Raw genomic sequence first — 12,588 nt, 5'->3', positions numbered from 1 at the left:
CCGAATCGGCCGGCTGTCAGGCAAGTGCAGGGGCGTAGCGATGAACGAGCCTTCGAAGGCGAGCGCGAAAACCATCAAGCTGGCGGAGCGCCGGGTTTTCTCCCAATCCTTCAAGCCGCTCTATCAGGAAGGCATGGGCCTGGTCGAGCAGGCGGCCGAATATCTCGACGGCAAGGGCCGCGCCGAGGCCAAGAAGCTGTCGAGGCTGGCGGCGACGCTTTATGCGGCCGAATCGATGCGGCTGACCACCAGGCTGATGCAGGTCGCCTCGTGGCTGCTTTTGCAGCGGGCGGCGAATTCCGGCGAGATGACCCGCGATCAAGTGGCCTCAGAAAAATCCAAGGTGCGTCTCGATACCGCCTCGGCGCATGACGAGGCGCCCGGCTGGGCCGAGCTGCCGACGGATTTCATCGACCTCGTCAACCGTTCGCTGCGGCTGCAGGCGTTAGTGCGCCGGATGGACGAGGAGATCTATGGCGGCCTTGCCGAGGTGCCGCCGTCGAGCCGTCGCCTCAATCCGGTCTCCGACCAGATCACGCTGCTCAACACGGCTTTCGCCCGCGGCTGAGAGACCGTTTCATAATTCTACTCCGGCGGCCATCTAGACTAACCGCGAAGGGATGGGCTCGCGATCATCAGGCGGGGAGAATCACGCAGCAGCAGGCGCGATCCGACCTCCACGATAGACCTGATCGCTGGGAGCAGCTCCTGCCCCAATGACGTCAGCTCATACTCCACGGTCGGCGGCGATGTCGGCATCACGTGGCGTGCGAGGACGCCACGCCCCTCGAGATCGCGCAACCTGCCGGTCAGCACCTTCGCCGAAATGGCTGGGATATCGCGGCGCAATTCGGAGAACCGGCGCGGGCCGTCGCTCAAGGACCAGAGCACCTCGGGTGTCCAGCACCCGCCAAGCAGCGCCATGCACCTCGACATGGGGCAGCCGGGAAGCGCCTTCACCTTCGTTCGCATCCTGAGGACCATGGCGCATCTTCCATGTGAGTTTCCAGTTGGTTACCGGAAAATGATGGTAACTACAAGATACGTGGTTTCCGCGGGTAACGAGAGCCGCTATCTGAGGCTCTCAATCCATCCAACCACGAAATGGACAGAACGATGTACGCAATAACTGGAGCAACAGGACAGCTTGGCCGTCTCGTGATCGACGCGCTGCTGAAGACAGTTCCGGCGAGCCGGATCGTTGCGGCGGTTCGTGATCCGGCAAAGGCCAGCGATCTTGTCCAACGCGGCGTAGTCGTGCGGGAGGCGGACTATAATCGTCCCGACACGCTCCCGATGGCGCTGGCCGGCGTCGATAGACTGCTGCTGATTTCCTCGACCGAAGTCAGCGGCCGCTTGCCGCAGCATCGGTCAGTGATCAGGGCCGCCCAACGGGTGGGGGTTTCGCTGATCGCTTACACAAGCATGCTGCATGCGGACACGTCTCCCGCGAGGCTCGCGGTCGAACATCGGCAGACGGAGGAGGTCATCGCGGCCTCCGGCCTACGCGCCGTCATCCTGCGCAACGGCTGGTACACCGAGAACCATCTGATGGCGCTCCCGGCGGCTCTGGAGCACGGCGCCTTCATCGGCGCCGCAAATGAGGGGCGCTTCTCGTCCGCGGCGCGGCAGGATTATGCCGAGGCCGCGGCCGTGGTGCTGACGAGCGAGGATCAAGCAGGGAGGATTTACGAGCTCGCGGCGGACCAAGCGTTCACGCTCGCCGAGCTTGCGGCGAAGGTCTCGCGGCAATCGGGCAAGGCGATCGCCTACAACGATCTTGCCGGGGTGGCCTATGAGGGCGTGTTGACAGGCGCCGGGCTGCCCGCCGATCTCGCCGCTATCCTGGCCGATGCCGACATTGCAGCCTCACGCGGAGCGTTGTTCGATGACGGCGGCGCCATGAGCCGGCTGATCGGTCGACCGACAACGCCACTGGAGAGCGTCGTTGCGGCAGCATTGCGCGGTTGAAACCGAGATGGCTGTCACATCCGCCAAAGGTTCAGAGGACCGTCTGTCGCTCGCGCCAACAGTTATTCAAACGACAAGACTAGCGCAGCTTTCCGCGCTTCCGGTGCTCGCGTACTTATGTACGCTCCGCTCCGGTCTCGAAAACCACGCTATCTGTCTCGCCAGAACGATTCTCAAACATTCTCTAAACAGACTCGGCTTGCTGTTTCTGGTTTGTTTCACATTTCGCTGGCATCGCTGTCCCCCGAAGGTAGACTTGACGGATGGGGGAAGCGATTCGCATCATCGGCATCGATCCGGGGCTGAGGCGCACCGGCTGGGGCATCGTCGAGAGCCTCGGCAATTCGCTGCGCTTCGTCGCTTCCGGCACGGTGCGGTCCGACGACAAGGCCGCCCTGGCGGTGCGTCTTTGCCAGTTGTATGACGGGCTCGCCGAGGTCCTGCATGCCGCGATGCCGCAGGAGGCGGCGGTCGAGCAAACTTTCGTCAACAAGGACGCCGCAGCGACGCTGAAACTCGGCCAGGCACGCGGCATCGCCATGCTGGTGCCGGCGCGTGCCGGCCTTGTCGTTGCCGAATATGCGCCAAACGCCGTCAAAAAGGCGGTGATCGGCGTCGGCCATGGCGACAAAAAGCAGATCCACATGATGGTCAAGGTGCTGATGCCGAAGGCGACGTTCGACAGCGATGACGCCGCCGACGCGCTGGCTATCGCCATCTGTCACGCGCATCACCGGCAGAGCGCCGCCTACAGGATGGTGGCGCTGGCCGGATAAGGTTGTTCTTGACTTGTTCTCCAGTGGGCAATAAGTAATACCAACGAGGTATTACCATGCGCGTTACCACCAAGGGCCAAGTGACCATCCCGAAGGAAATACGGGATCATCTGGGTATCGGCCCGGGCTCGGAGGTGGAGTTCGTCCCCACCGAGGACGGGGCTCGTGTCATAGCCGTCGACGAAAACATGTCGGAGGAGGAAGCCTCGCGCAGATTCAGCCAGATGCTCGGCCGTATGGCCGGTACGCTGAATCTGGGAGGCATGACGGCGAACGAATATATGGAATGGCTGAGGGGCCCACGTGAAGATCTCGACATTGATTGACACAAATGTCCTGATCGACGTTTGGGGTCCTGCCGGACGGGAGACGAAATGGTCGGCATCCGCGATTACCGCATGCCGGCGCGACGGCGCACTCGTAATCAATGCAATCGTCTGGTCCGAGCTCGCGCCGTTGATTGCGACCGAACAGGCCCTTCGCCAAGCAGTCGACATGCTCAAGATGGATCGCGAATTCCTGCCGTGGGAAGCAGCCTTCCTCGCTGGTGTCACGCATTCCCGCTATCGCCGCGCCGGCGGCATTGGCGAACGAACGCTGCCGGATTTCTTTATCGGCGCCCATGCGGTTGTCGCTGGGCATCGGCTGCTGACGCGCGATGCCGCGCGCTATCGCAGCTACTTCCCGGACCTCGATATCATCTCTCCGGAAACCCACCCGGCATGATCGGCAAGCTCAAATGATCGGCAAGCTAAAAGGCACGCTGGACGAGATCGACGAGGATTTCTGCATCGTCGACGTGCATGGCGTCGGCTACGTCGCCTATTGCTCGGCGCGCACGCTTGCGGCATTGCCGCCGCCCGGCGAGGCGGTGGTGCTGTTCATCGAGACCTATGTGCGCGAGGACATGCTGCGGCTCTATGGGTTCCAGTCGGTGCTGGAGCGCCAGTGGTTCCGGCTGCTGATGAACAATGTGCAGGGCGTCGGCGCCAAGGTGGCGCTGGCAATCCTGTCGACGCTGGCGCCGGCCGACCTCGCCAATGCGATTGCGCTGCGCGATATCGCCATGGTCAGCCGCGCGCCCGGCGTCGGCAAGAAGGTCGCCGAGCGCATCGTCACCGAATTGAAGAACAAGGCGCCGGCCTATGCGGGCACTGCCTCCGGCACCATCGGCCTGAAGCAGGAGCTCGGTGAGGGCGTTGCCTCGGCGCCGATTACCGACGCCGTCTCGGCGCTGGTCAATCTCGGCTATTCGCGTGACACCGCCGCCAATGCGGTGGCGGCGGCGCTGAAGACGGCAGGCGAGGAGGCGGACGCATCGAAGCTGATCCGCTTCGGGCTGAAGGAGCTGGCACGCTGAGACGTTGCCCGACAAATAAATTCCGACTAGGAACAAGAGCATGGTCGGATATGCAAGCTTGACCTCCAGGGGGCAGCTTACGATTCCAAAGAAAGTCCGGAACGAGTTGTCGCTCAAGTCAGGCGATACTGTTGCGGGGACGGTCGTGGATGGTCTCCTGATAGGAACGCCGCGCAATCTCGAATTTGCCGACGTCGCTGGATTTCTAGGCGATCCACCTGACGGGCCTGCTGCGCTGGAACAGATCGACGCGGTGGTAAGAGATGCAGTGGGCCGCCATGCTGTTGGCAAGGAGCACGGCGACGAACGAGAGGATGCCGGGTGACGTTGATTGGTATCGATACAAACTTTTTCTTTCGGGCGGTATGCGCATGAGCCTTTCGCCACGCCTCATTGCTCCCGACAGACGCGGCGAGGACGCCGAGCAGACCTTGCGGCCGCAGACGCTTGGCGACTTTGTCGGCCAGGCGGCGGTGCGGGCCAATCTCAAAGTCTTCATCGAAGCCGCCAAGGGGCGCAGCGAAGCGCTCGACCATGTGCTGTTCGTTGGCCCGCCTGGCCTCGGCAAAACGACGCTGGCGCAGATCATGGCGCGCGAGCTTGGCGTCAATTTCCGCTCGACCTCGGGTCCGGTCATCGCCAAGGCCGGTGATCTCGCGGCGCTGCTCACCAACCTCGAAGACCGCGACGTGCTGTTCATCGACGAGATCCACCGGCTCAACCCGGCGGTCGAGGAAATCCTCTATCCGGCGATGGAGGATTTCCAGCTCGACCTGATCATCGGCGAGGGGCCGGCGGCGCGCTCGGTCAAGATCGACCTTGCCCGCTTCACGCTTGTCGCCGCCACCACCCGGCTCGGCCTGTTGACCAACCCGCTGCGCGACCGGTTCGGCATTCCGGTGCGGCTCAATTTCTACTCGGTCGAGGAACTCGAGCAGATCGTGCGGCGCGGCGCCCGCATCCTTGCCATGCCGCTCGGCGACGACGGTGCTTTGGAGATCGCCCGGAGGGCGCGCGGCACGCCGCGCATCGCCGGCCGGCTGTTGCGCCGGGTGCGCGACTTCGCCAGCGTTGCCGGCGACGGCCATGTCGACCGCAAGATCGCCGACGAGGCGCTGACGCGGCTGGAGGTCGACGGGCTCGGCCTCGACGCGCTCGACCGCCGTTATCTGTCGATGATCGCCCGGAATTTCGGCGGCGGGCCGGTCGGCATCGAGACCATCGCGGCCGGGCTTTCCGAGCCGCGCGATGCCATCGAGGACATCATCGAACCCTTTCTGATCCAGCAAGGCTTCATCATGCGTACCCCGCGCGGCCGCGTGCTGGCGGCCAATGCCTGGCGGCATCTCGGCCTCGACGCGCCAAAGGACCTGGCGCAGCAGCAGATCAGCCTGTTCCAGGAAGAACCCTAGGTTCCGCTGCTTATGGCTTCGGTGCTGGCAGTCCCCGGCCCAGCCCTCCAGGTCTTGATCATCGCCGGTCTATGCGCAAAACAGGTGTTGCTTGAAACAGGGCCTGTCGGGCCAAAAGGACAGCGCAATGGACGATCACGGTGAATCGGCATTGTCCGCCGGACTTTCCGGCGCGCTAACGGAATTCGGCCATCGACTGATGGCGCGGGTGTATTATGCCGACACCGATTTTTCCGGCGTCGTCTACCACGCGCGCTATCTCGAATTCTTCGAGCGCGGCCGGTCCGACTATCTGCGGCTGGCTGGCGTCCACCACACCGAGCTTGCCGACGGCAAGCATGGCGAGAAAATAGTCTGGGTGGTGCGGCGCATGGAGATCGACTTCCGCGGTTCGGCCCGCATGGATGACATCCTGACCATCGATACGCGCACCGACGAGATTTCCGGCGCGCGCATCGTCATGGCGCAGCAATTGAAGCGCGGCAGCGAAGTGCTGGTCGAGGCGCGGGTCGAAGCGGCGATCGTCGGCGAGAACGGCCGGCCGCGGCGCTTTCCCAAGGATTGGGTGGCAGCCTTCATGCCCGGAACGCGCAAATAAGAGTTCAGAGGCGGAAGATCCGGAGCTCCCGGTCGAGGCGAGGATCGCCGGGCTGGTCGTCGGGGCGCGGCAATGCGCCGCGCTGTACGTCCTAACCCATCCTTAACCATAACGGTCCATGAAGGGATTGGTTAAGATTGGAAGAATCCAAGCGCCTTCCTTTCACCAATATTTGCCCCGAAAAGGCCGCCAACGGTGCATTTGGGGTTATTCCGCAAGCTTAACGCGAACGGACCACAAGGGATGCCCATGGGCCAGCCGCCAGCCACGCCCCGAAAATCTTTAAGGACGTAACATGGAAAACATCGCTCTCGCCGAACCGGGCGCGCATTTATCGATTTGGGCCTTGTTCATGCAGGCCGGTTGGGTGGTCAAGCTGGTCATGATCGGGCTGCTTGGTGCCTCGATCTGGACCTGGGCGATCATCGTCGACAAGCTCGTCGCCTATGCCCGCATGCGGCTGGCGCTCAACCGCTTCGAACAGGTGTTCTGGTCGGGGCAGTCGCTGGAAGAGCTTTACCGCACGCTCGCCGACCGCAAGACGACCGGCATGAGCGCGATCTTCGTCGCCGCCATGCGCGAATGGAAGAAGAGCTTCGAGAAGGGCGCAAAATCGCCGCTCGGCCTGCAGACCCGCATCGACAAGGCTATGGATCTGGCGCTGACCCGCGAGATGGAAAAGCTGGAAGGGCGGCTCGGCTTCCTCGCCACCACCGGCTCGGCGGCGCCCTTCATCGGCCTGTTCGGCACCGTGATCGGCATCATGACCTCGTTCCAGGCGATCGCCGCTTCGAAGAACACCAGCCTGTCGGTGGTCGCGCCCGGCATCGCCGAAGCGCTGCTGGCGACGGCCATCGGCCTGCTCGCCGCCATCCCCGCCGTCATCGCCTACAACAAGCTGTCGTCCGACGCGAGCAAGATCGCCGTCCGCATGGAAGGGTTCGCGGATGAGTTCTCCGCCATACTCTCGCGCCAAATCGATGAAAAAGTCGCGCAGAAGGCCTGAGGAACGATCATGGGAATGTCTGTAGGCGCGGGTGGCGGAGGACGCGGTGGTCGAGGCCACAGGCGGCGCGGCCGCCATCACGCGATGATATCGGAAATCAATGTCACGCCGATGGTCGACGTGATGCTGGTGCTGCTGATCATCTTCATGGTCGCCGCACCCATGTTGACGGTCGGCGTGCCGGTCACCCTGCCGGAGACGAAGGCCAAGGCGATGAACGCCGATACCCAGCCGATTACGATTACGATCGACGGCACAGGCAAGATCTTCGTACAGGAGACCGAAATTCCGCAGGAGGAGCTGATCGCCAAGCTGAAGGCGATTTCTAAGACCGGCTACGAAGAGCGCATTTACGTCAAGGGCGACAAGACCACCAATTATGGCGACGCGATGGTGGTCATGGGTCTCATCCAGGACGCCGGCTACAAGAACCTCGGCCTGATTACACTGCCGAAACAGGATCAATAAACGCGAGATGAGGACCGGCCTCACCACATCGGTGATCTTGCATACGGTGGCGATCGCCTTCGGGCTGTTCACGCTGTCGGCGCCGGCTGCGCTTCCGTCGTCCGATGTCGAGTCGGTCGCAGTCGACATTGTGCCGATGGAGGCCGTCTCGCAGGTTTTGCAGGGCGACAAGAAAGCCGTGATGCACGAAAAGCCGGCGCCGCTGCCGACACAGCGTCCCGACATCGTTCCCGATGCCCAGAAAGTCGGCGAGAACAGCATCGATACCGACAAGCCGCCGACGCCTGAGGCCAAGCCCAAGCCGGTCGATATGACGGCGGCTCCGCCACCCGCGCCGACGCCGGTCGAAAAGCCCAAGCCCGAGGACGTGCCGAAGCCGCCGGAAAAGCCGAAGCCTATTCCCGCAACGGAGGTAGCGCCGGTGCCGCAGCCGAAGGAAGAGGTCAAGCCCGAACCGGTCAAGCAGACCGATCCCAAGCCGACGCCGGCCAAGGAGCCGACGCCCACGCCGCCGCAGGACAAGACCGCCGCGATCGATCCGCAGCCCGAGGTCAAGCCGGATGCCGTCGCCGAGGCGATTGCCAAGCAACCGCCGACCGAGGAGGCGCAGCTTCCGGACTCGGCGCCGGCGCCCGAGGCTCGGCCGAAGCCGCAGCCGGCCCAGGCTGAAAGCGCGAAGGCGCCGGAGCGCAAGGACACCGACAAGCCGGTCAAGGAAGCCTCGTCCAGGCCGAAATCGGACGACAAGCAATTCAATGCCGACGAGATTTCGGCGCTGCTGGACAAGCAGAAACCGTCCGGCGGCGGCGCCAAGCGCTCGACCCAGCAGGCTTCGCTCGGCGGCGAGAAGAACCAAGGCACCAAACTCTCGCAGAGCGAGCTTGATGGCCTGAAGGCCCAGATCAAACGCTGCTGGAGTGTGACACCCGGCACATTCGATGGCGACAGCCAAAAAGTCACCATCAGGATGAAGCTCACTCAAAATGGCGAGATCGACGGCGCTCCGGAAGTCGGATCCGCAGGCGATGGCTCAATGGGCTCCCGAGTTGCCTCGGAAGCAGCGCGGCGCGCAGTGCTGCGATGTGCGCCCTACAATCTGCCCGTCGCAAAGTATGACGGCGAACTGGGATGGAACGAGGTCGAGGTCAATTTCATCCCCAGCGACATGTATTGATTGCCGAGAGAACAACGAGGCTGAACGAATGAAGAAGTTGCTTACGACGCTGATGCTGATCGGCACGATTGCGACCGCCATGAGCGGGCTCGCCGCGCTGCCGGCAAAGGCGTTGGTCCAACTCGATTTGACTCAACCCAATATCGAGCCTCTGCCGATCGCCATCACCGACTTTCAATCGGGCGACGCGTTGGGCGCGGAGATATCGGGGATCGTCATCGACGATTTGAAGCGCTCGGGCCTGTTTGCTCCGATCGACAAGAGCGCTTTCATTGAAAAGATCTCCAACCCGGATGCCACGCCCCGCTTCGAGGACTGGAAGGTAATCAACGCCCAGGCTTTGGTCACCGGCAGCGTCGGCAAGGAAGCCGACGGCCGTGTCCGCGCCCAGTACCGGCTGTGGGACGCCTTCGCCGGCCAGCAGCTCTCGGGCGAACAGTTCTTCGCCAACGACGCTAATACCAGGCGCGTCGGCCATATCATCGCCGATGCGATCTACGAGCGGCTGACCGGCGAGAAGGGCTATTTCGACACGCGCGTCGTCTTCATCGACGAGTCCGGTGCCAAGAATGCGCGCAAGAAGCGGCTAGCCATCATGGACCAGGACGGCGCCAACGTCCGCTATCTCTCGAACGGCAAATCGATCGTGCTGACGCCGCGCTTCTCGCCGAACCGGCAGGAAATCACCTACATGTCCTATGAAAGCGGTCAGCCGCGGGTGTACCTGCTGCAGATCGAGACGGGGCAGCGCGAGCTGGTCGGCAATTTCCCCGGCATGACGTTTGCGCCGCGCTTTTCGCCGGACGGCCAGAAGGTGATCATGAGCCTGCTGCGCGATGACGGCAATTCCAACATCTTCGCCATGGATCTGAGAAGCCGCTCGACGACCAGGCTCACCAACTCGACCGCCATCGACACCTCACCGTCCTACTCGCCTGACGGCAGCAAGGTGGTGTTCACCTCGGATCGCGGCGGCCGTGCGCAGATCTACGTGATGGGCGCCGACGGCTCGGGCCAGACCCGCATCTCGTTCGGCGACGGCGTCTATTCGACGCCGGTGTGGTCGCCGCGCGGCGATCTCATCGCCTTCACCAAGCAGACCGGCGGCGAATTCCAGATCGGCGTCATGCGCACCGACGGGTCGGGTGAGCGCATCCTGTCCACCGGCTTTCAGCAGGAAGGGCCGACCTGGGCGCCCAACGGCCGGGTGCTGATGTTCTTCCGCGATTCCAATGGCGGACCAAAACTTGTTTCGGTCGATCTCACCGGCCGCAACGAACAGTCGATCCCGACGGCGAACTTCGCCTCGGATCCGGCCTGGTCGCCGCTGCTGGAGTGATGGAAGAAGAATTGAGGAATTGAAGAACTGAAGAATGGAGAAGGCAGGGGTCTACATCGAGCACGCGAGGGATTTAGAAGTCTATAAGCGTGCCTATGCGGTTTCCCTTGGGGTACACAGAGCCACGCTTGCGTTTCCGAAAATGGAGCAATACGCGCTCGCCGATCAACTACGTCGTTCCAGCAAGGCGATCTGCGCCAATTTGGCCGAAGGCTTTGCCAAACAGACTCACTCCAAGCCCGAATTCGCACGCTTCATTTCAATGGCCATAGGATCATGCAGTGAGGTGGAGACCTGGATTTCGTATGCGTTCGACCTCGAGTACATCACACAGGCGCAACGCGACGATTGGTTGCAATCCTACGCCCGTATCTACGGAGTGCTGGTCAATCTCAGAAAGAAGCTGAGGTGATCTCTTTGCTCAATTCCTCGATTCCTCGGTTCCTCAATTCCTCAGTTCCTCAATTCCCTCTTTTTTCATGTTTTAGCCGCATTTCCGCCTACGGTCCGCGCTCATTGTCGCCCCTCGGCAGAACGGTTGCGGACGGCAGCCGAAACCAAATTTTAACCGTGTTTCTTGAGCGTCGGTTAACCCAAACGTGGTTACTGGACGATCAATGAAATCACTCGAATTGCGAAGGAGAGGCGGCATGGGCCGTATCGCAGCACTTACCACAAACCCGGTCATGATCGCGCTGGTCGCGATGCTCGCGATCACCGGTTGCGCCTCGAAGAAGACGCCGAACAGCGCCGCCGATCTCGGCCTCAACGGCGCCGGCGCGGCAACGCCCGGATCGGCCCAGGACTTTACCGTCAACATCGGCGACCGCATCTTCTTCGACACCGATTCGTCCTCGATCCGCGCCGATGCGCAGACGACGCTGTCGCGCCAGGCGCAGTGGCTGAACCAGTACAAGCAGTATGCCATCGTCATCGAAGGCCATGCCGACGAGCGCGGCACGCGCGAATACAATCTGGCGCTCGGCGCCCGCCGTGCTGCCGCCACACGCGACTTCCTGGTCGCCAAGGGCGTTTCGGCGCAGCGTCTGAAGACCATTTCCTACGGCAAGGAGCGTCCGGTCGCGGTTTGCGACGACATCTCCTGCTGGTCGCAGAACCGCCGCGCCGTAACCACGCTGGGCGGCGCCGGCTCCTGATCGGCATAAATGCAACACCTGGTGCGAAAGGCGGCCAAAAGGCCGCCTTTTTCATATCTGCCCGCCCCAAACAAAATTTGGCCGAAGTCTCACGTCCTGTTAAGAGCCGAGGGCGCCTGGCCACTTCGGTTGGGAGGGCGCGCAACAGGCTAACGGTTTCACGGCGAGAGGCACATGCATTTCAGATCGGTCTTGAGCGGCACGCTTGCGCTGCTGCTCGTATCAAGTATCGCGGCACTTGCTGACGGGGCAAACGGCACCGGGCAGTCATCGGAAAGCGGTTTTTCCTTCCACCTGCCGACGATCAAACTGCCCGGCATTTTCGGCGAAAAGAAAAAGCCGGATCAGGTTCAATTCGCGCAACAGGATGGTACCGGCACTCCGGCGCTGGAGGAACAGCTCCGGCAGATGAATGGCAAGATCGAGGAACTCAATTTCCAGGTCCTGCAGATGCAGGAGCAGATCCGCAAGCAGCAGGAAGACAACGAATTCCGCTTCCAGCAGCTGGAAGGCGGTCCGCAAGGCGCGCAACAGCCGGCCGAGCAGAAGAAGTCCGAGGCCGCGCCCAGCAGCGACAGCCCCAACGGCGACAGTAACGTGGCGGAGGCGCCGGGGACGCCGGCTCCGGCCGATGCGGGCAAGGCGGCAGACGGCGACAAGAGCGTCGAGGACGTCATCGTCGAATCGCCCAACGGCGATCCCGGCAAGCTGATCCCCGGCGCGCCGCCCAAGACGTTCGGCACCATCACCGTCGACAAAAACGGCAATGTCGTCGAAGCCGATGGCAATGCGCAAGCGAATGCGCCGCAGCAGAATACGGCCCCAGCCAACGGCGCCAGCGCAGCCGGGAACAAGGCCGGTAAATCCGACGATACGGTGGTTGCGGCACTCCCGTCGACCAACGATCCGGAGGAGCTTTACCGCAACTCTTACCAGTTCATCCTGTCGGGCGACTACAGCACCGCCGAACAGGGCTTCCGCGACCATATCGCCCGTTTTCCCCGGGACGCCAAGGCGGCGGACGCGCATTACTGGCTCGGTGAATCGCTGCTCGGCCAGCAGAAATACCGCGATGCGGCCGAGACTTTCCTCGCTGCCAGCAAGGACTATCCCAAGGCCAAGAAGGCGCCAGACATGCTGCTGAAGCTCGGCGTTTCACTGGTCGGGCTGAAGCAGCGCGACGTGGCCTGTGCCACTTTCAGCGAGATCGGCAAGCGCTACCCCGATATTTCCGGCGCGCTCAAGGAGCGGGTCAAGCAGGAAAGGGCACTCGCGGCGTGCTAGTTTTTCCGTTGCGTGTCGTTGCCGCAAAACCGGGCCCACGCTT

17 protein-coding genes are annotated in these 12,588 nt (G+C 62.5%); 16 read left to right on the top strand and 1 reads right to left on the bottom strand.

Annotated elements, in window-relative coordinates:
- Positions 1–40: 40 nt before the first annotated feature.
- Positions 41–568: a protease adaptor protein RcdA gene (gene rcdA, locus NKH33_RS06320; protein WP_352767611.1), complete on the top strand. Its 528-nt coding sequence runs from the start codon at positions 41–43 to the stop codon at positions 566–568.
- Between the two features lie 38 nt (positions 569–606).
- On the opposite strand, the gene NKH33_RS06315 is transcribed toward rcdA, so the two are convergent.
- Positions 607–924: a winged helix-turn-helix transcriptional regulator gene (locus NKH33_RS06315; protein ID WP_352918503.1), complete on the bottom strand. Its 318-nt coding sequence runs from the start codon at positions 922–924 to the stop codon at positions 607–609.
- Between the two features lie 192 nt (positions 925–1,116).
- Between NKH33_RS06315 and NKH33_RS06310 the strand changes: the two genes are divergently transcribed.
- The 15 genes from NKH33_RS06310 to ybgF all read left to right on the top strand — a co-directional run bounded on the left by NKH33_RS06310 (position 1,117) and on the right by ybgF (position 12,545).
- Positions 1,117–1,971: an SDR family oxidoreductase gene (locus NKH33_RS06310; RefSeq protein ID WP_352918501.1), complete on the top strand. Its 855-nt coding sequence runs from the start codon at positions 1,117–1,119 to the stop codon at positions 1,969–1,971.
- Positions 1,972–2,234: 263 nt separating this feature from the next.
- Complete coding sequence (gene ruvC, locus NKH33_RS06305) at positions 2,235–2,747, top strand: crossover junction endodeoxyribonuclease RuvC (RefSeq protein WP_352918499.1); 513 nt, start codon at positions 2,235–2,237, stop codon at positions 2,745–2,747.
- Positions 2,748–2,803: 56 nt separating this feature from the next.
- On the top strand, positions 2,804–3,073 hold the full coding sequence (locus NKH33_RS06300) for an AbrB/MazE/SpoVT family DNA-binding domain-containing protein (RefSeq protein ID WP_352918497.1): 270 nt from the start codon (positions 2,804–2,806) through the stop codon (positions 3,071–3,073).
- A complete protein-coding gene (locus NKH33_RS06295) occupies positions 3,051–3,473 on the top strand; it encodes a type II toxin-antitoxin system VapC family toxin (protein WP_352471201.1) in 423 nt (140 codons plus the stop codon). Before NKH33_RS06300 ends, NKH33_RS06295 begins: the two co-directional genes overlap by 23 nt.
- Positions 3,474–3,486: 13 nt before the next feature.
- Positions 3,487–4,107, top strand: coding sequence for a Holliday junction branch migration protein RuvA (ruvA, locus tag NKH33_RS06290; protein ID WP_352918495.1), 621 nt, complete (start codon positions 3,487–3,489; stop codon positions 4,105–4,107).
- Positions 4,108–4,147: 40 nt separating this feature from the next.
- Positions 4,148–4,432 carry an AbrB/MazE/SpoVT family DNA-binding domain-containing protein gene (locus tag NKH33_RS06285; protein WP_352918493.1) on the top strand — a complete coding sequence of 95 codons (285 nt, stop codon included), beginning with the start codon at positions 4,148–4,150 and terminating at the stop codon, positions 4,430–4,432.
- Positions 4,433–4,478: 46 nt separating this feature from the next.
- Positions 4,479–5,519, top strand: coding sequence for a Holliday junction branch migration DNA helicase RuvB (gene ruvB, locus NKH33_RS06280; protein WP_352454896.1), 1,041 nt, complete (start codon positions 4,479–4,481; stop codon positions 5,517–5,519).
- 127 nt (positions 5,520–5,646) lie between these two features.
- Positions 5,647–6,117, top strand: coding sequence for a tol-pal system-associated acyl-CoA thioesterase (gene ybgC / locus NKH33_RS06275; RefSeq protein WP_352540302.1), 471 nt, complete (start codon positions 5,647–5,649; stop codon positions 6,115–6,117).
- Positions 6,118–6,412: 295 nt separating this feature from the next.
- Positions 6,413–7,123 (top strand): protein TolQ, encoded by a 711-nt coding sequence (tolQ, locus tag NKH33_RS06270; RefSeq protein ID WP_023677997.1) that lies wholly within the window; start codon positions 6,413–6,415, stop codon positions 7,121–7,123.
- Positions 7,124–7,132: 9 nt separating this feature from the next.
- Complete coding sequence (gene tolR, locus NKH33_RS06265) at positions 7,133–7,591, top strand: protein TolR (protein ID WP_023677996.1); 459 nt, start codon at positions 7,133–7,135, stop codon at positions 7,589–7,591.
- Positions 7,592–7,598: 7 nt separating this feature from the next.
- Entirely contained in the window at positions 7,599–8,765 is a 1,167-nt protein-coding gene (gene tolA, locus NKH33_RS06260; protein ID WP_352500781.1) for a cell envelope integrity protein TolA, read from the top strand.
- 28 nt (positions 8,766–8,793) lie between these two features.
- Entirely contained in the window at positions 8,794–10,104 is a 1,311-nt protein-coding gene (tolB, locus tag NKH33_RS06255; protein ID WP_352918490.1) for a Tol-Pal system beta propeller repeat protein TolB, read from the top strand.
- 34 nt (positions 10,105–10,138) lie between these two features.
- Positions 10,139–10,516 carry a four helix bundle protein gene (locus NKH33_RS06250; protein WP_352918488.1) on the top strand — a complete coding sequence of 126 codons (378 nt, stop codon included), beginning with the start codon at positions 10,139–10,141 and terminating at the stop codon, positions 10,514–10,516.
- A 238-nt stretch (positions 10,517–10,754) separates the two neighbouring features.
- Positions 10,755–11,261 carry a peptidoglycan-associated lipoprotein Pal gene (pal, locus tag NKH33_RS06245; protein ID WP_023677992.1) on the top strand — a complete coding sequence of 169 codons (507 nt, stop codon included), beginning with the start codon at positions 10,755–10,757 and terminating at the stop codon, positions 11,259–11,261.
- Positions 11,262–11,435: 174 nt separating this feature from the next.
- On the top strand, positions 11,436–12,545 hold the full coding sequence (ybgF, locus tag NKH33_RS06240; RefSeq protein ID WP_352918486.1) for a tol-pal system protein YbgF: 1,110 nt from the start codon (positions 11,436–11,438) through the stop codon (positions 12,543–12,545).
- Positions 12,546–12,588 lie beyond the last annotated feature (43 nt).

It is taken from the genome of Mesorhizobium sp. M1182, from assembly GCF_040318335.1.
Taxonomy (GTDB): domain Bacteria; phylum Pseudomonadota; class Alphaproteobacteria; order Rhizobiales; family Rhizobiaceae; genus Mesorhizobium.
Note: the sequence above shows the minus strand (reverse complement) of the source record. Positions and strands in the feature narration are given on the sequence as shown.

Excerpts from the sequence above, each read along its gene's own strand:
- NKH33_RS06315 (WP_352918503.1), bottom strand. The coding sequence starts at position 924 with ATGGCGCTGCTTGGCGGGTGCTGGACACCCGAGGTGCTCTGGTCCTTG.
- ruvC (WP_352918499.1), top strand. The coding sequence starts at position 2,235 with ATGGGGGAAGCGATTCGCATCATCGGCATCGATCCGGGGCTGAGGCGC.
- tolQ (WP_023677997.1), top strand. The coding sequence starts at position 6,413 with ATGGAAAACATCGCTCTCGCCGAACCGGGCGCGCATTTATCGATTTGG.
- tolA (WP_352500781.1), top strand. The coding sequence starts at position 7,599 with ATGAGGACCGGCCTCACCACATCGGTGATCTTGCATACGGTGGCGATC.
- rcdA (WP_352767611.1), top strand. The coding sequence starts at position 41 with ATGAACGAGCCTTCGAAGGCGAGCGCGAAAACCATCAAGCTGGCGGAG.
- pal (WP_023677992.1), top strand. The coding sequence starts at position 10,755 with ATGGGCCGTATCGCAGCACTTACCACAAACCCGGTCATGATCGCGCTG.
- ruvA (WP_352918495.1), top strand. The coding sequence starts at position 3,487 with ATGATCGGCAAGCTAAAAGGCACGCTGGACGAGATCGACGAGGATTTC.
- NKH33_RS06250 (WP_352918488.1), top strand. The coding sequence starts at position 10,139 with ATGGAGAAGGCAGGGGTCTACATCGAGCACGCGAGGGATTTAGAAGTC.
- ruvB (WP_352454896.1), top strand. The coding sequence starts at position 4,479 with ATGAGCCTTTCGCCACGCCTCATTGCTCCCGACAGACGCGGCGAGGAC.
- tolB (WP_352918490.1), top strand. The coding sequence starts at position 8,794 with ATGAAGAAGTTGCTTACGACGCTGATGCTGATCGGCACGATTGCGACC.
- tolR (WP_023677996.1), top strand. The coding sequence starts at position 7,133 with ATGGGAATGTCTGTAGGCGCGGGTGGCGGAGGACGCGGTGGTCGAGGC.
- NKH33_RS06285 (WP_352918493.1), top strand. The coding sequence starts at position 4,148 with ATGGTCGGATATGCAAGCTTGACCTCCAGGGGGCAGCTTACGATTCCA.
- NKH33_RS06310 (WP_352918501.1), top strand. The coding sequence starts at position 1,117 with ATGTACGCAATAACTGGAGCAACAGGACAGCTTGGCCGTCTCGTGATC.
- ybgF (WP_352918486.1), top strand. The coding sequence starts at position 11,436 with ATGCATTTCAGATCGGTCTTGAGCGGCACGCTTGCGCTGCTGCTCGTA.
- ybgC (WP_352540302.1), top strand. The coding sequence starts at position 5,647 with ATGGACGATCACGGTGAATCGGCATTGTCCGCCGGACTTTCCGGCGCG.
- NKH33_RS06300 (WP_352918497.1), top strand. The coding sequence starts at position 2,804 with ATGCGCGTTACCACCAAGGGCCAAGTGACCATCCCGAAGGAAATACGG.